Genomic DNA, 20566 nt, shown 5'->3' with positions numbered 1-20566 from the left:
TCTTCTGTCGACTAGTGTGGCGGAAAGCGGGGGAAAGATGCCAGTCATTTCGAAAAAGTATGATCGTCATCCTGGTTATTGATGATAATTTTCACTATTAATAATTAATGTGGTAAAAATTTTCATCTATACACGAGGGGATGAAAAAATGATGCAAATGTTCAGTGGGGCTTCTTCTGGCGGATGGTTTGAGAAAGCGCAGCGCTTTGGCAAATCATTTATGTTGCCCATCGCCGTCTTGCCCGCGGCGGGTTTGTTGCTGGGGATTGGAGGCGCGTTATCAAATCCCAATACCCTCACGGCCTACCCGTTTTTAGATGTTGCGTGGCTGCAGGCCATCTTTACCATTATGAGCAGTGCCGGTTCGATTGTGTTCGCCAACCTCTCGGTGCTGTTTGCTGTCGGGGTCGCCGTCGGGCTGGCAAAAAATGATAAAGGAACCGCGGGGCTGGCGGCATTGCTCGCTTTTCTGGTGATGAATGCCACCATCAATGCGCTGCTGATCCTGACCGGAAAACTGGCGCTTGAGAACCCGGGTGCCGTAGGGCAGGGAATGACGCTGGGGATCCAGACGCTGGAAACCGGCGTATTTGGTGGGGTCGTCATCGGGCTTGTGACCTGTGCGCTACATCATCGGTTCAATAAGATCGCGCTTCCGCAGTTCCTGGGTTTCTTTGGCGGCTCACGTTTTGTACCGATCGTCAGCTCGCTGGCGGCAATACTTGTCGGGGCATTAATGACCGTCATCTGGCCGCATTTCCAGAAGCTGATCTTCGGTCTGGGCGGGCTTGTGGATGCCACCGGTTATCTGGGAACGATGCTGTACGGTTTCATTTTGCGCATGCTCGGGCCGTTTGGTTTACACCACATCTTCTATCTTCCCTTCTGGACGACAGCGCTTGGCGGCAGCGAGATCGTTAACGGTCAGCTGGTAGAAGGTACGCAGCGGATCTTCTTCGCCCAGCTTGCTGACCCGACAACACGCCAGTTTTATGAAGGCACGTCGCGTTTCATGTCCGGACGCTTCATCACGATGATGTTTGGTCTGCTGGGTGCCTGCCTCGCGATGTACCACACGGCAAAGCCGGAGAACAAAAAACGCGTCGCGGGGCTGTTACTTTCGGCGGCATTGACCTCTTTCCTGACGGGGATTACTGAACCTATTGAGTTCTCATTCCTTTTTGTTGCTCCTGTGCTGTACGTCATTCACGCCCTGTTTGACGGGCTGGCGTTTATGCTCGCCCATATTTTACACATCACTATCGGGCAAACCTTCTCAGGCGGTTTTATCGACTTCGTGCTGTTCGGCATTCTCCAGGGCGAGGCCAAAACCCACTGGATGTTCGTACCGCTGGTAGGGGTGCCGTGGTTCTTCCTTTATTACTTTACGTTCCGTTATCTGATTAATCGCTTTGATTTTGCCACGCCGGGGCGTGAGAAAGAGGCGATGGCGGATGAAGTGACCTTTTCGCAGAGCGAGCGTGCCGTTGCGGTTATCGCCGGGTTAGGTGGCAAAGACAATCTCGAAGAGGTGGACTGCTGCGCGACGCGTCTTCGCGTCACGGTGAAGGATGGCAGCAAAGTGAATGAATCGGCGCTGAAAGCGACCGGCGCGCGCGGCGTTATCGTCCGCGGCAACGGTGTTCAGGTCATTTATGGGCCGCATGTCACGATTATTAAAAACGAAGTGGAAGAGATCTTATCGTAATGAAAACTGTACTGGATAACCTGAAGGGAAAACTGGTCGTCTCCTGCCAGGCGCTGGAGAATGAACCTCTGCATAGCGCGTTTATTATGTCACGAATGGCGCTGGCCGCCGCGCAGGGTGGGGCGGCAGCGATCCGTGCCAATAGCGTGGTGGACATCGAAGCCATCAAGCAGCAGGTGGCTCTGCCGGTTATCGGCATCATCAAACGCGATTATCCGGATAGTGAGGTGTTTATCACCGCCACGATGAAAGAGGTGGATGAGCTGATGACGGTTTCTCCGGAAATCATTGCCCTGGATGCGACTGCGCGACAGCGCCCTGGCGGCGAAGACCTGGCGACGCTGGTCGCGCATATCCGCACGCGGTATCCGTCGGTATGCCTGATGGCGGATATTTCCACAACAGAAGAGGCCGTGACGGCGCAGGCGCTGGGTTTTGATTGTGTGGGGACCACGCTTTACGGTTATACGGCAGAAACCGCAGGCCATGCGCTACCGGACAATGACTGCGCATTTCTGAAAGAGGTACTGGCTGCCGTCGACATTCCCGTGGTGGCCGAAGGCAACGTTGATACACCTGAACGGGCGGCGAGGTGTCTGGAACTTGGTGCCTTTATGGTCGTTGTCGGCGGGGCCATCACCCGTCCACAGCAAATTACTGCGCGGTTTATGGCAGCGATTGGCGCTCAAAGCACCGATGGAGCATGACCATCTGACGGGGATCTGCGATACTTATCGTTTATCCCCTTAACTGAGATGACTATGCAGTACCCGATTAACGAGATGTTCCAGACCCTGCAAGGCGAGGGTTACTTTACCGGCGTTCCCGCCATCTTTATTCGATTACAGGGATGCCCGGTTGGCTGTGCCTGGTGTGATACCAAACATACGTGGGATAAACTCGCAGATCGGGAAGTGTCGCTGTTTAGCATTCTGGCTAAAACCAAAGAGAGCGATAAGTGGGGCGCGGGAAGTGCAGAAGATCTGCTGGCGATCATTGGCCGTCAGGGCTGGACGGCGCGCCACGTGGTGATTACCGGGGGTGAACCCTGCATCCACGACCTGACGCCGCTGACCGAGCTGCTCGAAAAGAACGGCTACAGCTGTCAGATTGAAACCAGCGGCACGCATGAAGTGCGCTGTTCTCACACCACCTGGGTGACGGTTTCGCCGAAAGTTAACATGCGCGGCGGCTACGATGTTCTCTCTCAGGCGCTGGAGCGTGCTGATGAGATCAAACACCCGGTTGGCCGCGTGCGTGATATCGAAGCGCTGGATGAACTGCTCGCCACGCTGACGGATGAAAAGCAGCGGATCATCGCGCTGCAGCCTATCAGCCAGAAAGAGGATGCCACGCGCTTGTGTATTGAAACCTGTATTGCCCGCAACTGGCGGCTGTCGATGCAGACGCACAAGTACCTGAACATCGCCTAAAAAAAAGCCCGGATATTCCGGGCTTTTTTTACTCACCGCGATAGATACAGCCCGCGGTGCAGGTCTCTTTGATCATCACCGCGCTCAGCAGAGGAACCTGCGGTTTCATCTGATCCCAAATCCATTTAGCCAGCACTTCACTGGTCGGGTTTTCAAGACCCGGGATATCATTCAGATAGTAGTGATCCAGACGATCGTAGGTCGGCTTGAATGCCGCCTTCAGCTCGGCAAAGTCCATGATCCAACCGGTATGCGGATCGACGTCACCGGTTATCTCAAGACGCACCATAAACGAGTGCCCGTGCAGACGGCCACATTTATGCCCTTCAGGAACATGCGGAAGGTGGTGGGCGGCTTCGAAGGTGAAATCTTTAAACAGTGTGGTGGACATTATTGCTCTCAGTAATGCGGAAAAAACCGCCGCATAGTACCGGAAAGCACAATTTTTATCATTAACTAAAACGGCTCTGTTGCCGCAACGTGGTGCATACGAGAAAGGACTACTATTTTATGATTGAATTTCAATGGGTTAGTTAATCGCTTTTACCGTTAAGAACGATAACTAAAACAGGTTAGTCCATTTGGTTATTTATTATTTCCATCCCTTCTTTAATTGTTATTATCCTCGCCGTTAACCTTATCTTCAGTTTGGATTTATTCGCTTAAAGTCCGCTTGGCTACTGGAACATAACGACGCATGACAACACAGGCCCCACCTTCAAATTTGCTTCCCCTGAACCCGGAGCAACTGGCGCGCCTTCAGGCTGCCACCTCTGATTTTTCTCCCACCCAGCTTGCCTGGGTCTCCGGCTATTTCTGGGGAATGCTTAACCAGCAACCGGGCGCTGTGGCTGCTGCACCGGCAACTGCGGTAGAAATTCCGGCGATTACGCTGATTTCTGCCTCGCAGACGGGCAATGCTCGCCGTGTGGCCGAAGCGCTGCGCGACGACCTGCTGGCCGCCAAACTGAACGTGAACCTGGTGAACGCCGGGGACTATAAATTCAAACAGATCGCGTCCGAAAAACTGCTGGTGGTGGTGGCTTCAACCCAGGGTGAGGGTGAGCCGGCTGAAGAAGCGGTAGCCCTGCATAAGTTCCTGTTCTCGAAAAAAGCCCCAAAACTGAACGGGACGGCGTTTGCCGTGTTTGGCCTGGGTGACACCTCCTACGAATTTTTCTGCCAGTCCGGTAAAGATTTCGACAGCAAACTGGCGGAACTGGGCGCTGAGCGCCTGCTGGACCGCGTTGATGCGGATGTGGAATACCAGACCGCAGCCGCTGAATGGCGTGCGCGCATCGTTGACGTGCTGAAAGCGCGCGTGCCAAAAGAGACGCCAGCGCAGGCTGCCGTCACCGCGGTGGGTGCAGTCAATGATATTCACACCAGCCCGTTTACCAAAGAGGCACCGCTGGCAGCGAGCCTGGCGGTTAATCAGAAAATTACCGGCCGCGACTCTGAGAAAGACGTGCGGCATATTGAAATCGATCTCGGTGATTCCGGTCTGCGTTACCAGCCGGGCGATGCACTTGGGATCTGGTACCAGAACGATCCGGCGCTGGTTAAAGAGCTGGTCGAACTGCTGTGGCTGAAAGGCGATGAGCCTGTCACCGTCGACGGTAACACGCAGCCGCTCTCTGAGGCGCTGCAGTGGCATTTCGAGCTGACGGTCAACACGCCAAACATCGTTGAAAATTATGCCACCTTAACGCGCAGTGAATCGCTGCTGCCTCTGGTGGGAGATAAGGCGAAGCTGCAGCATTACGCCGCGACGACGCCGATTGTCGATATGGTGCGTTTCTCTCCGGCACAGCTGGATGCGGATGCGCTAATTGGCCTGCTGCGTCCGCTGACGCCGCGCCTCTACTCCATTGCCTCTTCGCAGGCCGAAGTGGAGAGCGAAGTGCATATCACCGTGGGCGTGGTGCGTTATGACATCGAAGGCCGTGCCCGTGCGGGCGGGGCATCAAGCTTCCTGGCCGATCGCGTGGAGGAAGACGGTGAAGTGCGCGTGTTTATCGAGCACAACGACAACTTCCGTCTGCCTGCGAACCCGGAAACACCGGTCATCATGATTGGGCCGGGTACCGGTATTGCGCCATTCCGCGCCTTTATGCAGCAGCGCGCTGCAGATGAGGCGCCGGGTAAAAACTGGTTGTTCTTCGGCAACCCGCACTTTACGGAAGATTTCCTCTACCAGGTTGAGTGGCAGCGTTACGTCAAAGAAGGCGTCCTGACGCGCATCGACCTGGCCTGGTCCCGCGATCAGCAAGAAAAAGTATACGTACAAGACAAACTGCGCGAACAGGGCGCAGAGCTGTGGCGCTGGATCAATGACGGTGCCCACATTTATGTCTGCGGCGACGCCAATCGCATGGCGAAAGACGTTGAGCAGGCATTGCTGGAAGTGATTGCCGAATTCGGCGGTATGGATGCCGAAACGGCGGATGAATTTTTAAGTGAGCTGCGCGTTGAGCGCCGTTATCAGCGAGATGTCTACTAATGAGCGAAAAACATCCAGGGCCACTGGTGGTCGAAGGTAAACTGACAGACGCCGAGCGCATGAAGCTGGAAAGCAACTATCTGCGCGGCACCATTGCTGAAGATCTGAATGACGGTCTCACCGGCGGCTTTAAAGGCGACAACTTTCTGCTGATCCGTTTCCACGGTATGTATCAGCAGGACGACCGTGATATCCGCGCCGAACGTGCAGAACAGAAGCTGGAGCCGCGTCATGCGATGCTGCTGCGCTGCCGTCTTCCGGGCGGGGTGATCACCACGAAACAGTGGCAGGCGATCGATAAGTTTGCGGGTGAAAATACCCTTTATGGCAGCATCCGTCTGACCAACCGTCAGACCTTCCAGTTCCACGGCATTCTGAAGAAGAACGTGAAGCCGGTACACCAGATGCTGCACTCTGTCGGGCTGGACGCGCTGGCCACGGCCAACGACATGAACCGTAACGTGCTCTGCACCTCGAACCCGTACGAGTCCGAGTTGCACGCCGAAGCCTATGAGTGGGCGAAGAAGATCTCTGAGCACCTGCTGCCACGCACCCGCGCCTATGCGGAGATCTGGCTCGATCAGGAAAAAGTGGCCACCACCGACGAAGAACCGATCCTCGGCCAGACCTATCTGCCGCGTAAGTTCAAAACCACCGTGGTGATCCCGCCGCAGAACGATATCGATCTGCACGCCAACGACATGAACTTCGTGGCGATTGCCGAAAATGGCAAGCTGGTGGGCTTTAACCTGCTGGTGGGCGGCGGTCTCTCCATCGAACACGGTAACAAGAAAACCTATGCCCGCACCGCAAGCGAGTTTGGTTTCCTGCCGCTGGAGCATACGCTGGCCGTGGCTGAAGCAGTTGTCACCACGCAGCGCGACTGGGGTAACCGTACGGATCGTAAAAACGCGAAAACCAAATACACCCTGGAGCGCGTGGGCGTAGAGACGTTCAAAGCGGAAGTGGAGCGTCGCGCGGGGATTAAGTTTGAGCCGATCCGTCCGTATGAATTTACGGGACGTGGCGATCGTATTGGCTGGGTTAAAGGCATCGACAATAAATGGCACCTGACGCTGTTTATTGAAAACGGCCGTATTCTTGATTATCCGGGCCGCCCGCTGAAAACCGGTCTGCTGGAAATTGCGAAGATCCATAAAGGTGAATTCCGTATCACCGCTAACCAGAACCTGATCGTTGCCGGCGTGCCGGAAAGCCAGAAAGCGAAGATTGAGAAACTGGCGCGCGACCATGGGTTGATGGACGCGGTGAAGCCGCAGCGTGAAAACTCCATGGCCTGCGTGTCGTTCCCGACCTGCCCGCTGGCGATGGCGGAAGCAGAGCGTTTCCTGCCGTCATTCACCGATAAGGTGGAAGCGATTCTGGAAAAACACGGTATTCCGGACGAGCATATTGTTATGCGTGTCACCGGCTGCCCGAACGGCTGTGGCCGTGCGATGCTGGCCGAGCTGGGTCTGGTGGGTAAAGCGCCGGGTCGCTATAACCTGCACCTTGGCGGCAACCGTATCGGAACGCGTATTCCGCGCATGTTCCGTGAGAACATCACCGAGCCGGAAATTCTTGATTCTATCGACGAGCTTGTCGGGCGCTGGGCGAAAGAGCGCGAAGCGGGTGAAGGCTTCGGCGACTTTACGGTGCGTGCGGGCATTATTCGCCCGGTGCTCGATCCCGCAAGGGATTTCTGGGAGTAAACACGAGAGGTAATTATGTCCGTACTCGATCTAAACGCCCTAAATGAACTGCCAAAAGTCGATCGCATTCTGGCGCTGGCAGAAACCAATGCGCAGCTTGAAAAGCTCGACGCCGAAGGCCGCGTGGCATGGGCCCTGGAAAACCTGCCGGGTGATTATGTGCTCTCGTCGAGTTTTGGTATTCAGGCAGCGGTGAGTTTGCATCTGGTGAACCAGATTCGTCCGGACATTCCGGTGATCCTGACCGATACCGGCTACCTGTTCCCGGAAACCTACCAGTTTATCGATGAGCTGACGGACAAGCTCGGGCTGAATCTGAAAGTCTACCGTGCGGAGCAAAGCGCGGCCTGGCAGGAGGCGCGGTATGGCAAGCTGTGGGAACAAGGCGTTGAGGGCATTGAGAAATACAATGAGATCAACAAGGTCGAGCCGATGAACCGGGCGCTGAAAGAGCTTAACGCGCAGACCTGGTTTGCGGGGTTACGCCGCGAGCAGTCTGGAAGTCGCGCCACGCTCCCGGTGCTGGCGGTTCAGCGCGGGGTGTTTAAAGTGCTGCCGATTATCGACTGGGATAACCGTACGGTTTACCAGTACCTGCAAAAACACGGACTGAAATACCACCCGCTCTGGGACCAGGGTTATCTGTCCGTGGGCGATACCCATACCACGCGTAAATGGGAACCGGGCATGGCGGAAGAAGAGACGCGATTCTTTGGACTCAAGCGCGAGTGCGGATTGCACGAAGGGTAAATTCTGTTCCCTTGTCCCTCACCCTCTTACAAAGGGTGAGGGACATGTTCTGTTCTACGCTTTCCCTGCTTTTGCCAGCTCTTTCACCAGCGGCAGCATCACTTTAACCACATCCCGACTGCGGTGTTCAATCCGCTGCGGCAGTGCGCTATCAATATGCTGCTGATTATCCAGCAGCACGTTATGCCAGCTCGTCCCGTCCGGGAAAGCCTTCGATTTCACCCGCTGCTGATAACCGTCTTTCTTACCCAGCATCCAGTTAGTGGCTTCCACGTACAGAACAGGAATGCCCGCTTTATCGAACACTTCACCATCATTACAGCAGCCGGTTCCGCGAGGATAATCGGGATTCCCGCCCGGGTTGCTGGTGGCATACACCCCATGGCTGCGGGCAATCGCCAGCGCGCGGTCGCGCGTCAGTTTACGCACGGAACCCGGCGTACTCTGTCCGCTGTTGAAATAGAGCTTATCGCCGACGATCAGGTTATCGAGGTTAATCACCAGCAGCGTATTTTTCCTCTCCTCAGCACTCATGCGTTTCAGGAGATTCTCCGCGCCAAGTTTTCCCTCTTCTTCACCGCTGGTGGCAACGAAACGGATCCCGTATTGGGTTGGAATGTCTTTCATTCGCTCTGCCAGTTCGAGCATCACGCCCAGACCCGCCGCGTTATCGTCCAGCCCCTGTAACGTCAGCCCGCCGAGATTATTGTCGGTATCGGCGTCGCTCATTGGCGCGTAGGTGTCCAGGTGCGCCATGATAATGATCTGTTCCGCCGCGCTACCTTCATGCGCCGCAATGACCGTACTGCCGGTCACGTTATGCCAGTTTTTTGTTTTATTGCGCGAGGTATAGACGTAGCGGCTGTGAAACGATCGGATATCGCTCTGGTAACCCATGTCAGCAAATTGCTGGCGAATATAATCGGCGGAAAGCATTTCCGCTGGCGTGCCGGTCATACGACCCGGAAAGACGGTCGCAATATGCCGCGCCTGCATATTCGCGATTTCACCATAGGGCTGATTTTTTGCCTGGGCCGGAAGGATAAAGCAAACGCCGAGCGCCAGGGCAGCGATACGGTGGCGCGTTGCGGAAAACATAGTGAGTCCTTAAAAACAGAGCAAAATTTTAACCCGCCTAGTATGAAACTGTGATCGACCATACACAATTTGAATTGCTCTTAAATGCCCGAAAATTCGCGTGTTAAGCACTTTTTGATCTTTGCTTTTCCATGGCGTTATTCCATTGAGTAACTACTCATTCCAATTCGTAATTTCATTCGATCTAAGCCGCCCCCTATAGTCCCACTATTCCTTGTTGTTAGTGAGTTGTAGCTTGTGGACTATCTGCCCCTTTTTGCCGCGATAAAAGACAGACCTGTGCTGGTAGTCGGCACCGGTGAGGTTGCCGATCGCAAAATCGCGTTTCTGCAGCGAGCGGGGGCGCAGGTACGGATAGTCGACGAGGCGGATTTCGACGAGTCGCAAATCGACAGCGTGGTGCTGGTGATTGCGGCAACCGATAACCGTGAGCTCAACCGCCGTATTTCAGAGGCGGCTCAGGCCCTTCACCGTCTGGTGAACGTGGTGGACGATCGGCCGCTGTGTTCGTTTATCTTCCCGTCGATTGTTGACCGTTCGCCATTGCTGGTGGCCATCTCCTCCGGCGGGACCGCGCCGGTGCTGGCACGCGTGCTGCGGGAAAAAATCGAAGCACTTTTGCCTACCAGCCTTGGGCGGATGGCGGAGAAAGCGAGCTTCTGGCGTAACCATCTGAAAACGCGCCTGACCAGCGTGACGGAACGCCGTCGCTTTTGGGAACGCGTGTTCCGCGGTCGTTTTGCCAGCCTGATGCATGCCGGGAATGAAACGGCGGCGCAGCAGATCCTCGAAGATGAGCTGGATAACCCTGGCAGTAGCGGCGGCGAGATCATTCTGGTCGGTGCGGGGCCGGGTGATGCCGGGCTGCTGACCCTGCGCGGCCTGCAGGTGCTTCAGGATGCCGATGTGGTGTTCTACGACCATCTGGTCACCGACGGGGTGCGCGAATTGATTCGCCGTGACGCAGAACAAATCTGCGTTGGCAAACGGGCGGGCGAGCACTCTGTACCGCAGCATGACACCAACCAGATGCTGGTGGCGGCGGCAAAAGCGGGCAAAACGGTGGTGCGGCTTAAAGGTGGCGACCCGTTTATCTTTGGTCGCGGCGGGGAAGAGCTGCAGGCGGCGGCTGAAGCGGGCGTGCCGTTCCAGGTCGTCCCGGGTATCACGGCGGCTTCCGCAGTGACGGCCTACGCCGGTATACCGCTTACTCACCGCGATTACGCCCAGAGCGTGACCTTTGTCACGGGCCATTACAAGGCGGACAGCACCCCGTTTGACTGGTCGCATCTGGCCCAGAGTCGTCAGACGCTGGCTATCTATATGGGCACGATGAAGGCGGCGGACATCAGTGAACAACTTATTCAACACGGTCGAGAGGCAACCACGCCGGTCGCCGTGATTTCTCGCGGCACGCGCGTCGATCAGCATGTGGCTATCGGTACGCTACAGGATCTTGCCACCCTGGCGAAAGAGGCCCCTATGCCCGCGCTTATCGTGGTGGGGGAAGTGGTGCACCTGCACAGCACACTCGCCTGGTTTCAACATACAACAGACTCAGAGGGGTTTGGCTCCTCTGTGGTGAATCTGGCTTAAGGAACGGTTATGGACCAAAAACGACTTACTCACCTGCGGCAGCTCGAAGCGGAAAGTATCCATATTATCCGCGAAGTGGCAGCCGAATTCTCTAACCCGGTGATGATGTATTCCATCGGTAAAGATTCCAGCGTGATGCTACACCTGGCGCGTAAAGCGTTTTACCCGGGTACGCTGCCGTTCCCGCTGCTGCACGTTGATACCGGCTGGAAGTTCCGTGAAATGTATGAATTCCGCGACCGTACGGCAAAAGCCTACGGCTGCGAACTGCTGGTGCATAAAAACCCGGAAGGGGTGGCGATGGGTATTAACCCGTTCGTGCACGGTAGCGCCAAACACACTGACATCATGAAAACCGAGGGGCTGAAGCAGGCGCTGAACAAATACGGTTTTGACGCGGCCTTCGGCGGCGCACGTCGTGACGAAGAAAAATCCCGTGCGAAAGAGCGTATCTACTCTTTCCGCGACCGCTTCCACCGCTGGGATCCAAAAAACCAGCGTCCGGAGCTGTGGCATAACTACAACGGCCAGATCAACAAGGGCGAAAGCATTCGCGTGTTCCCGCTCTCCAACTGGACCGAGCTGGATATCTGGCAGTACATCTATCTGGAAAATATCGAGATCGTGCCGCTGTACCTGGCCGCTGAACGTCCGGTGCTGGAGCGTGACGGCATGCTGATGATGATCGATGACGATCGCATCGACCTGCAGCCAGGCGAAGTGATCAAAAAGCAGATGGTGCGTTTCCGTACCCTCGGCTGCTGGCCATTGACCGGTGCCGTGGAGTCCAGTGCGCAGACGCTGCCGGAGATCATTGAAGAGATGCTGGTGTCGACCACCAGTGAGCGACAGGGCCGCGTGATTGACCGCGACCAGGCAGGCTCCATGGAGCTGAAGAAACGTCAGGGTTATTTCTAAGGAGCCGCCATGAACACGACCATTGCTCAACAAATTGCCAATGAAGGCGGCGTAGAAGCTTATCTGCACGCGCAACAACACAAAAGCCTGCTGCGCTTTCTGACCTGCGGCAGCGTCGATGACGGGAAAAGCACGCTGATCGGCCGTCTGCTGCACGATACGCGACAGATTTACGAAGATCAGCTCTCTTCCCTGCACAATGACAGTAAACGTCATGGTACCCAGGGCGAGAAACTCGACCTGGCGCTGCTGGTGGACGGCCTGCAGGCCGAGCGCGAGCAGGGCATCACCATTGATGTGGCGTATCGCTATTTCTCCACCGAGAAGCGCAAATTTATTATTGCCGACACCCCGGGGCACGAGCAGTACACCCGTAACATGGCGACCGGTGCGTCTACCTGTGAACTGGCGATCCTGCTGATTGACGCCCGTAAAGGGGTACTGGATCAGACTCGTCGCCACAGCTTTATCTCCACGTTGCTGGGGATCAAACACCTGGTGGTGGCGGTCAACAAAATGGATCTGGTGAACTTCAGCGAAGAGAAGTTTGATGAGATCCGCCAGAGTTACCTGACGTTTGCTGAACAGCTGCCGGGTAACCTGGATATTCGCTTTGTGCCGCTCTCTGCGCTGGAAGGCGACAACGTGGCTTCCCAGAGCGCCAACATGCCGTGGTATAGCGGCCCGACGCTGCTCGAAGTGCTGGAAACCGTGGAGATCCAGCGCGTGGTCGACACCCAGCCGATGCGCTTCCCGGTTCAGTACGTTAACCGTCCTAACCTTGATTTCCGCGGTTTCTCCGGCACTCTCGCGTCGGGCACCGTGGCGGTCGGGCAGCGCGTTAAAGTTCTGCCGTCTGGTGTGGAATCCACCATCAGCCGTATCGTCACCTTTGATGGCGATCTGCCGCAAGCCGGTGCGGGTGAAGCGGTCACGCTGGTATTGAAAGATGAAATTGATATCAGCCGCGGCGATCTGCTGGTGGACGCTCAGGAGACGCTGGCAGCGGTGCAGGGGGCTTCCGTTGATGTGGTGTGGATGGCTGAACAACCGCTGACCGCTGGTCAGAGCTACGACATTAAAATCGCGGGTAAGAAAACCCGTGCCCGCGTGGACGGTATCCAGTTCCAGGTGGACATCAATAACCTGACCCAGCGCGACGTCACCGAGCTGCCGCTGAACGGCATTGGTCTGGTCGACGTGACCTTTGACGAGCCGCTGGTGCTGGATCCCTACCAGCAGAACCCGGTAACGGGTGGGCTGATCTTTATCGATCGCCTCTCCAACGTGACCGTGGGTGCCGGTATGGTGCGTGAGCCAAATGAACAAGCTACGGTAGCCTCTGAGTTCAGCGCTTTTGAGCTGGAGCTGAATGCGCTGGTGCGTAAGCACTTCCCGCACTGGGGTGCGCGCGATCTGCTGGGAGGCAAGTAATGGCCGCCCATGATGAGAACGTCGTCTGGCATCCTCATCCGGTCACCGTCGCGCAGCGCGAGAAACTTCACGGTCATCGTGGTGTGGTACTGTGGTTTACCGGGCTATCCGGCTCTGGTAAATCCACGGTAGCGGGCGCGCTGGAAGAGGCGCTACACCAGCAGGGGGTCAGTACCTACCTGCTGGATGGCGACAATGTGCGCCACGGCCTGTGCAGCGATTTGGGCTTCAGCGACGGCGATCGTAAAGAGAATATTCGCAGGGTGGGGGAAGTGGCCAGCCTGATGGCGGATGCCGGGTTAGTGGTACTGACCGCGTTTATCTCACCGCATCGTGCCGAACGCCAGATGGTGCGCGAGCGCGTCGGGCAGGATCGCTTTATCGAAGTGTTTGTTGATACGCCGCTGGAAATTTGCGAAGCGCGCGATCCCAAAGGGCTATATAAGAAAGCGCGTGCGGGAGAGCTGCGAAACTTCACCGGCATTGACTCAGTGTACGAAGCGCCTGAATCGCCTGAAATTCACCTGGAAGGTCAACAATTGGTAACAAATTTAGTAAGCCAATTATTAGACCTGCTCAGACGGGACGATATTATCAGATCCTGAGACGGTATCGTTCGGGAGCTGTCTTCCCGAACGATGAGTCACGGTCACAGGATCAGCTATGCGCAACAGTGAGAACTACATTATTACCACCGGGTCGGAGCCGTTAGCGACCGACGACGAGACGACCTGGTCCTTTCCTGGGGCCATAGTCGGCTTCGTCTCGTGGTTGCTGGCCCTGGGCATCCCTTTTCTTATCTACGGCGGTAATACGCTGTTCTTCTTTCTCTATACCTGGCCTTTCTTCCTGGCGCTGATGCCTGTGGCGGTTGTCGTCGGTATTGCGCTGCACTCGCTGCTTAATGGCAAACTCCTTTACAGTACCGTGGTCACGATTGTGACGGTGGTTCTGATGTTTGGTCTGTTATTTTTGTGGCTCATGGGCTAACTTCAGCCATAATTCAAACCGTAAACAACTGTGTGACGATATTGAGCAAGGCGATTCTGCGGAAAAAATGTGGTACATTTGCCCGCGATGTTGCGGCATCTCTGTTACCCCGGCAAAGAGATCTGGGGGCGTTTTGGGATGATGATGCCGTTTTTCAGGGGGCAGGATGGGTAAACTAACGCTGCTGTTGCTGGCTTTGCTGATCTGGCTGCAATATTCGCTGTGGTTCGGTAAAAACGGACTGCACGACTATAGCCGGGTAAGCGATGACGTCGCGGCTCAGCAGGCAACAAACGCCAAACTTAAGGCGCGAAACGATCAACTCTTTGCTGAAATTGATGACCTCAATGGCGGGCAAGAGGCGATTGAGGAACGCGCACGCAATGAACTCAGTATGACTAAGCCGGGCGAAACTTTTTATCGTCTGGTTCCGGATGCGTCTAAACGCAATCAGGGCTCAGCACAAAACAATCGATAATCAGGCCCAGGATTACGACATGGCAGTAACTTTTTCGGACGTATGCGCCGTGGTGCCGGCTGCGGGTTTTGGCCGGCGCATGCAGACAGAATGTCCCAAGCAATACCTCTCTATTGGCGATAAAACGATCCTCGAACACTCCGTGGCGGCGCTGCTGGCGCATCCGCGGGTGACGCGCGTGATTATCGCTATCAGCCCGGGTGATGCGCGTTTCGCGCAGTTACCGCTGGCAAATCATCCGCAGATTACCGTTGTTGACGGCGGCGCCGAGCGTGCCGATTCCGTGCTGGCGGGCATTCAGGCCGCCGGTGAGGCACCATGGGTTCTGGTCCATGACGCTGCCCGTCCGTGCCTGCATCAGGATGACCTTGCGCGCCTGCTGGCGCTTAGCGAAACCAGCCGGGTAGGTGGTATTCTTGCCGCCCCGGTACGCGACACCATGAAGCGCGCTGAGCCGGGCAAGCAGGCTATCGCGCACACCGTTGAGCGCGTCGATTTATGGCACGCGCTGACCCCCCAATTTTTCCCCCGAGAATTACTCCACGACTGCTTAATGCGTGCGCTTAAAGAAGGTGCGACCATCACGGACGAAGCCTCGGCGCTGGAGTATTGCGGTTTCCATCCTGAGCTGGTTGAAGGACGCGCTGATAATATAAAAGTGACGCGTCCGGAAGATTTACAGCTCGCGGAATTTTATCTTACCCGTTCGACCCATCAGGAGAAGGCATAATGCGAATTGGACACGGTTTTGATGTACACGCCTTTGGCGGAGAAGGCCCAATTATCATTGGCGGCGTACGCATTCCTTATGAAAAAGGGCTGCTTGCGCATTCTGATGGCGACGTAGCATTACATGCCCTGACCGATGCATTGCTGGGTGCTGCGGCACTGGGCGATATCGGTAAACTGTTCCCGGACACTGACCCGGCCTTCAAAGGTGCGGACAGCCGTGCGCTGCTGCGTGAAGCCTGGCGTCGTATTCAGGCGAAAGGCTACGCCCTCGGCAACGTGGATGTGACGATCATCGCTCAAGCCCCCAAAATGCTGCCGCATATCCCGCAAATGCGCGTGTTCATTGCAGAAGATCTCGGTTGCCACATGGATGATGTTAACGTCAAAGCGACGACGACAGAGAAACTGGGCTTTACCGGTCGTGGTGAAGGGATTGCCTGTGAGGCCGTGGCGCTGCTGGTGAAGGCAAGCCAATGACGGACTTCGACAACCTGACCTGGCTGCACGGTAAACCGCAGGGGAACGGGCTGCTGAAAGCCAGCCCTGAAGATTTTGTTGTGGTGGAAGACCTGGGATTCGCACCGGATGGCGAAGGCGAACATATCCTGGTACGCATTCTGAAAAATGGCTGCAATACCCGTTTTGTGGCCGATGCGCTGGCAAAATTCCTCAAAATTCATGCCCGCGAAGTGAGCTTTGCCGGGCAGAAAGATAAACACGCCGTCACCGAACAGTGGCTCTGCGCGCGCGTGCCGGGTAATACGATGCCTGATTTAAGCAAATTTGAGCTTGAGGGCTGTAAGGTACTGGAATACGCGCGCCATAAGCGCAAACTGCGTCTGGGCGCGTTGAAGGGCAACCATTTTACGCTGGTACTGCGTGAGATTTCGGACCGTGACGATGTGGAAAAACGCCTGAACGCTATCAACGCGTGCGGCGTACCAAACTATTTTGGCACACAGCGCTTTGGTATCGGCGGCAGCAACCTGCTCGGCGCACTGCGCTGGGCGCAAAGCGATGCCCCGGTCCGCGACAGGAATAAACGCAGTTTTTGGTTGTCGGCGGCCCGCAGTGCGTTGTTTAATCAGATTGTGAGCGAACGGCTGAAAAAACCGGACGCGAATCAAGTTGTTGTCGGCGATGCGCTACAATTAGCGGGACGCGGGAGCTGGTTTGTGGCAACGGCTGAAGAAATGGCCGATGTGCAGTCGCGCGTGGATACTCAAACGCTGATGATTACCGCAGCTTTGCCCGGCACGGGCGACTGGGGTACGCAGGGCGATGCGCTGGCTGCTGAGCAGTCTGCCGTCGCTGATATGCAGGCATTACAAACACTGCTGGTGCGGGAAAAAGTCGAGGCGGCACGCCGTGCGATGCTGCTCTATCCGCAACAGTTGAGCTGGAACTGGTGGGACGACGTAACCGTCGAGTTACGCTTCTGGCTGCCGGCAGGTAGCTTTGCCACCAGTGTTGTCAGGGAACTTATCAACACGTCGGGTGATTATGCGAATATTGCTGAGTAACGATGACGGGATCCATGCGCCGGGTATACAGACCCTGGCGAAACACCTTCGCGAATTTGCGGAAGTGCAGGTCGTGGCACCCGATCGTAACCGCAGTGGAGCGTCTAACTCTCTGACGCTGGAGTCGTCGCTTCGCACCTTTACCTTTGAAAATGGTGATATCGCCGTCCAGATGGGCACGCCGACCGACTGCGTTTTTCTGGGCGTGAACGCGCTGATGCGCCCGCGCCCGGACATCGTCGTCTCCGGTATTAACGCCGGGCCCAATCTTGGCGACGATGTGATTTACTCCGGAACCGTGGCCGCCGCCATGGAAGGGCGCCATCTGGGGTTCCCTGCACTGGCCGTTTCGTTAAACGGCCACACGCACTACGACACGGCGGCAGCGGTGACCTGTTCTCTCCTGCGGGCGCTCAATCGCGAGCCGCTGCGTACCGGGCGCATCCTCAATATTAACGTGCCGGATCTGCCGCTGAGTGAAATCAAAGGCATTCGCGTAACGCGTTGCGGAAGCCGACACCCGGCTGACCAGGTGATCCCGCAGCAGGATCCGCGTGGCAATACGCTTTACTGGATTGGTCCTCCTGGCGACAAGTGTGACGCCGGACCGGATACCGACTTTGCCGCCGTTGATGAAGGATATGTCTCGGTTACGCCGCTGCATGTAGATTTAACCGCGTATAGTGCGCATGATGTGGTGTCGGGTTGGCTGGATCGCGCAGGAGTGAACGCGCAATGGTAAGCAAACGTGTACAAACTCTTCTGGAACAGCTACGCGCTCAGGGGATCCGCGACGAGCATGTGCTCGACGCGCTCGCCCAGGTGCCGCGTGAGAAATTTGTAGACGAGGCGTTTGAACACAAAGCGTGGGAAAACGTGGCGCTGCCTATCGGGCAGGGTCAGACGATTTCACAGCCTTACATGGTGGCGCGTATGACGGAGCTGCTGGAGCTCACGCCCCATTCGCGCGTGCTGGAAATTGGCACCGGGTCGGGGTACCAAACCGCGATCCTGGCGCATCTGGTGCACCATGTTTGCTCCGTTGAGCGTATTAAAGGTTTGCAGTGGCAGGCGCGTCGTCGCCTGAAACAACTTGATTTACATAACGTTTCGACACGACACGGTGATGGATGGCAGGGTTGGCAGGCACGCGCCCCGTTTGACGCGATCATCGTGACGGCTGCTCCACCTGAAATTCCCGCTGCTCTGTTATCGCAGCTGGATGAAGGCGGCATTCTTGTTCTGCCTGTCGGGGACGAGCAACAGCTCCTGAAGCGCGTTCGTCGGCGTGGCGGCGAGTTTATTATCGATACCGTGGAAGCCGTGCGCTTTGTTCCTCTGGTAAAGGGGGAATTGGCCTGAGACTCAGAATTATCCAGGGTTATTAAGGCAAATTCAGCGTATGGTGTGGCGCGAAAGATTCGTGTCATCACGGTAAATTTTAAGTCACTGGTAGTTAACACATTCCTGGGGGATAAATGAGCGCGGGAAGCCCTAAATTCACCATCAGCCGTGTTGCGGCATTATCACTGGTTTCGCTCTGGCTGGCAGGCTGTACAAGTTCTAATAATGCACCTGCGCCCGTCAGTTCCGTGGGGGGATCCAGCAGCTCGGGTAACACGTCCAGCGGAATGTTGATCACGCCTCCGCCTAAAATGGGCACTGCTGCGGCACAACAAAATCCGCCCATTCAGCCAATGCAGCCTCCTGTTACGCAGCCAACACAGGTTCAGCCAGTGGAACACCCTGTGCAGACTCAAAATGGCCGCATAGTGTATAACCGCCAGTATGGGAACATTCCGAAAGGTAGCTATACCGGTGGGAGCACCTATACCGTAAAACGAGGCGACACGCTGTTCTATATTGCGTGGATCACCGGGAACGATTTCCGTGACCTGGCGCAGCGTAATAACGTCCAGGCCCCGTATGGTCTGGAAGTCGGCCAGACGCTCCAGGTGGGCAATGCGACGGGTACGCCGCTCACGCCTGGCAACACCGTTTCAGCGGCCGATGTCACTGCGCAAAATAACAGCGTTAAGCCTGCACAAAAATCCACCACGGTGGTTGCTTCACAACCGGTAATTACGTATTCTGAGGATTCAGGTGATCAGACTGCTAACAAAATGTTGCCGAATAATAAAGGGACTGCGACTGTTGTCACAGCACCGACTACGGCACCTGTGGTTAGCTCTACTGAACCGACTGCCAGCAGTATGACCTCCAGTTCGCCAATTTCTGCATGGCGCTGGCCAACTGACGGCAAGGTTATCGAAAACTTCTCTTCCTCCGAGGGAGGAAATAAAGGGATCGATATCGCAGGGAATAAGGGACAGGCTATTATCGCGACCGCAGACGGTCGTGTGGTATATGCCGGTAACGCTCTGCGCGGTTACGGTAATCTTATTATCATCAAACATAACGATGATTACCTGAGTGCCTACGCCCATAACGACACAATGCTGGTCCGGGAACAACAAGAAGTTAAGGCGGGGCAAAAAATCGCTACCATGGGTAGCACCGGCACCAGTTCTACACGCTTGCATTTTGAAATTCGTTACAAGGGGAAATCCGTAAACCCGCTGCAGTATTTGCCGCAGCGATAAGTTGACGGGGCATGCCAGCCAGGGTGTCTCGTTCAGGGATCACGGGTAGGAGCCACCTTATGAGTCAGAATACGCTGAAAGTTCATGATTTAAATGAAGATGCGGAATTTGATGAGAACGGAGCAGAGGCTTTTGATGAAAAAGCCTTAGTAGAAGAGGAACCCAGTGATAACGATTTGGCTGAAGAAGAGCTGTTATCGCAGGGCGCCACACAGCGTGTACTGGACGCGACTCAGCTTTACCTTGGGGAGATTGGTTACTCCCCACTGTTAACGGCCGAAGAAGAAGTCTATTTCGCACGTCGTGCTTTGCGTGGTGATGTTGCCTCGCGCCGTCGCATGATTGAAAGTAACTTGCGTCTGGTCGTGAAAATTGCCCGTCGTTACGGCAATCGAGGTCTGGCTCTGCTGGATCTGATTGAAGAGGGCAACTTAGGTCTCATCCGCGCAGTTGAGAAGTTTGACCCGGAACGCGGGTTCCGTTTCTCAACCTACGCGACCTGGTGGATTCGTCAGACCATCGAACGGGCGATTATGAACCAAACCCGTACGATTCGCCTGCCGATTCACATCGTCAAAGAGTTGAACGTCTATCTGCGTACTGCGCGCGAGTTGTCCCATAAACTGGACCACGAGCCAAGCGCGGAAGAGATCGCCGAACAACTTGATAAACCGGTTGATGACGTAAGCCGTATGCTGCGTCTCAACGAGCGCATTACCTCCGTTGACACCCCGTTGGGTGGCGACTCCGAAAAAGCGCTGCTGGACATCCTGGCCGATGAAAAAGACAACGGTCCGGAAGACACCACGCAGGACGATGACATGAAACAGAGCATCGTCAAATGGCTGTTCGAACTGAACGCCAAACAGCGTGAAGTGCTGGCACGTCGTTTCGGTTTACTGGGGTATGAAGCTGCAACACTGGAAGACGTCGGCCGCGAAATTGGCCTGACCCGTGAACGTGTTCGTCAGATTCAGGTTGAAGGTCTGCGTCGCCTGCGTGAAATCCTGCAGGGACAAGGTCTGAATATCGAAGCGCTGTTCCGCGAATAAGCAATCTTTCATCAAAAAAGGCCCGTCGTGAGACGG

General features: G+C 55.7%; 21 protein-coding genes. 19 read left to right on the top strand and 2 right to left on the bottom strand.

All coding sequences use genetic code 11. The annotated features are described in order from the left end of the window. The first annotated feature begins 148 nt into the window (after window positions 1-148). The 3 genes from AM379_RS03105 to queE are packed head-to-tail and all read left to right on the top strand — an operon-like array spanning window position 149 to window position 3141. On the top strand, window positions 149-1708 hold the full coding sequence (locus tag AM379_RS03105; protein WP_020883808.1) for a maltose/glucose-specific PTS transporter subunit IIC: 1560 nt from the start codon (window positions 149-151) through the stop codon (window positions 1706-1708). Beyond that, a complete protein-coding gene (locus tag AM379_RS03100) occupies window positions 1708-2415 on the top strand; it encodes an N-acetylmannosamine-6-phosphate 2-epimerase (protein ID WP_047956033.1) in 708 nt (235 codons plus the stop codon). The genes AM379_RS03105 and AM379_RS03100 overlap by 1 nt, the downstream gene beginning before the upstream one ends. 54 nt (window positions 2416-2469) lie before the next feature. Further along, window positions 2470-3141 (top strand): 7-carboxy-7-deazaguanine synthase QueE, encoded by a 672-nt coding sequence (gene queE, locus AM379_RS03095; RefSeq protein ID WP_020883810.1) that lies wholly within the window; start codon window positions 2470-2472, stop codon window positions 3139-3141. Between the two features lie 28 nt (window positions 3142-3169). Here the strand turns inward: queE and queD are convergent, their stop codons facing one another. Next, window positions 3170-3532 (bottom strand): 6-carboxytetrahydropterin synthase QueD, encoded by a 363-nt coding sequence (queD, locus tag AM379_RS03090; RefSeq protein WP_014171404.1) that lies wholly within the window; start codon window positions 3530-3532, stop codon window positions 3170-3172. Window positions 3533-3838: 306 nt separating this feature from the next. Here queD and cysJ point away from each other — a divergent pair, with 306 nt between their 5' ends. The 3 genes from cysJ to cysH are packed head-to-tail and all read left to right on the top strand — an operon-like array spanning window position 3839 to window position 8106. Continuing rightward, window positions 3839-5644: an NADPH-dependent assimilatory sulfite reductase flavoprotein subunit gene (gene cysJ, locus AM379_RS03085; RefSeq protein WP_106503450.1), complete on the top strand. Its 1806-nt coding sequence runs from the start codon at window positions 3839-3841 to the stop codon at window positions 5642-5644. Next, complete coding sequence (cysI, locus tag AM379_RS03080; protein WP_014171402.1) at window positions 5644-7356, top strand: assimilatory sulfite reductase (NADPH) hemoprotein subunit; 1713 nt, start codon at window positions 5644-5646, stop codon at window positions 7354-7356. The genes cysJ and cysI overlap by 1 nt, the downstream gene beginning before the upstream one ends. Window positions 7357-7371: 15 nt before the next feature. Then, entirely contained in the window at window positions 7372-8106 is a 735-nt protein-coding gene (gene cysH / locus AM379_RS03075) for a phosphoadenosine phosphosulfate reductase (protein WP_014171401.1), read from the top strand. A 54-nt stretch (window positions 8107-8160) separates the two neighbouring features. Here the strand turns inward: cysH and AM379_RS03070 are convergent, their stop codons facing one another. Then, window positions 8161-9204, bottom strand: coding sequence for an aminopeptidase (locus AM379_RS03070; protein WP_014171400.1), 1044 nt, complete (start codon window positions 9202-9204; stop codon window positions 8161-8163). 246 nt (window positions 9205-9450) lie between these two features. On the opposite strand from AM379_RS03070, the gene cysG reads away from it, so the two are divergent. The 13 genes from cysG (at window position 9451) to rpoS (ending at window position 20530) form a co-directional block, all read left to right on the top strand. Next, window positions 9451-10800 (top strand): siroheme synthase CysG, encoded by a 1350-nt coding sequence (gene cysG / locus AM379_RS03065; protein WP_219822506.1) that lies wholly within the window; start codon window positions 9451-9453, stop codon window positions 10798-10800. A gap of 9 nt (window positions 10801-10809) precedes the next feature. Beyond that, a complete protein-coding gene (cysD, locus tag AM379_RS03060) occupies window positions 10810-11718 on the top strand; it encodes a sulfate adenylyltransferase subunit CysD (RefSeq protein WP_006811770.1) in 909 nt (302 codons plus the stop codon). A gap of 9 nt (window positions 11719-11727) precedes the next feature. After that, window positions 11728-13152 carry a sulfate adenylyltransferase subunit CysN gene (cysN, locus tag AM379_RS03055; protein WP_014171398.1) on the top strand — a complete coding sequence of 475 codons (1425 nt, stop codon included), beginning with the start codon at window positions 11728-11730 and terminating at the stop codon, window positions 13150-13152. After that, the gene (gene cysC, locus AM379_RS03050; RefSeq protein WP_106503448.1) at window positions 13152-13757 is read left to right on the top strand and encodes an adenylyl-sulfate kinase; all 606 of its coding nucleotides are present in this window, start codon (window positions 13152-13154) and stop codon (window positions 13755-13757) included. Before cysN ends, cysC begins: the two co-directional genes overlap by 1 nt. 58 nt (window positions 13758-13815) lie before the next feature. Continuing rightward, complete coding sequence (locus AM379_RS03045) at window positions 13816-14142, top strand: DUF3561 family protein (protein WP_014171396.1); 327 nt, start codon at window positions 13816-13818, stop codon at window positions 14140-14142. A gap of 166 nt (window positions 14143-14308) precedes the next feature. Next, on the top strand, window positions 14309-14620 hold the full coding sequence (gene ftsB / locus AM379_RS03040; RefSeq protein ID WP_008499609.1) for a cell division protein FtsB: 312 nt from the start codon (window positions 14309-14311) through the stop codon (window positions 14618-14620). A 19-nt stretch (window positions 14621-14639) separates the two neighbouring features. Next, a complete protein-coding gene (ispD, locus tag AM379_RS03035) occupies window positions 14640-15350 on the top strand; it encodes a 2-C-methyl-D-erythritol 4-phosphate cytidylyltransferase (protein ID WP_032680391.1) in 711 nt (236 codons plus the stop codon). Next, window positions 15350-15829 carry a 2-C-methyl-D-erythritol 2,4-cyclodiphosphate synthase gene (gene ispF / locus AM379_RS03030; RefSeq protein ID WP_106503447.1) on the top strand — a complete coding sequence of 160 codons (480 nt, stop codon included), beginning with the start codon at window positions 15350-15352 and terminating at the stop codon, window positions 15827-15829. Before ispD ends, ispF begins: the two co-directional genes overlap by 1 nt. Further along, window positions 15826-16875, top strand: a complete 1050-nt coding sequence (gene truD, locus AM379_RS03025) for a tRNA pseudouridine(13) synthase TruD (protein WP_106503446.1) — start codon at window positions 15826-15828, stop codon at window positions 16873-16875. Before ispF ends, truD begins: the two co-directional genes overlap by 4 nt. Continuing rightward, window positions 16856-17617 (top strand): 5'/3'-nucleotidase SurE, encoded by a 762-nt coding sequence (surE, locus tag AM379_RS03020; protein ID WP_020883819.1) that lies wholly within the window; start codon window positions 16856-16858, stop codon window positions 17615-17617. The genes truD and surE overlap by 20 nt, the downstream gene beginning before the upstream one ends. Further along, complete coding sequence (locus AM379_RS03015) at window positions 17611-18237, top strand: protein-L-isoaspartate(D-aspartate) O-methyltransferase (RefSeq protein WP_020883820.1); 627 nt, start codon at window positions 17611-17613, stop codon at window positions 18235-18237. Before surE ends, AM379_RS03015 begins: the two co-directional genes overlap by 7 nt. Window positions 18238-18353: 116 nt before the next feature. Continuing rightward, the gene (gene nlpD / locus AM379_RS03010) at window positions 18354-19478 is read left to right on the top strand and encodes a murein hydrolase activator NlpD (RefSeq protein ID WP_020883821.1); all 1125 of its coding nucleotides are present in this window, start codon (window positions 18354-18356) and stop codon (window positions 19476-19478) included. 59 nt (window positions 19479-19537) lie between these two features. After that, window positions 19538-20530, top strand: coding sequence for an RNA polymerase sigma factor RpoS (rpoS, locus tag AM379_RS03005; RefSeq protein WP_013098493.1), 993 nt, complete (start codon window positions 19538-19540; stop codon window positions 20528-20530). Window positions 20531-20566: the final 36 nt, after the last annotated feature.

The organism is Enterobacter cloacae complex sp. FDA-CDC-AR_0132, assembly GCF_003010695.1.
In the GTDB taxonomy this organism is placed as follows: domain Bacteria; phylum Pseudomonadota; class Gammaproteobacteria; order Enterobacterales; family Enterobacteriaceae; genus Enterobacter; species Enterobacter ludwigii.
Note: the sequence above shows the minus strand (reverse complement) of the source record. Positions and strands in the feature narration are given on the sequence as shown.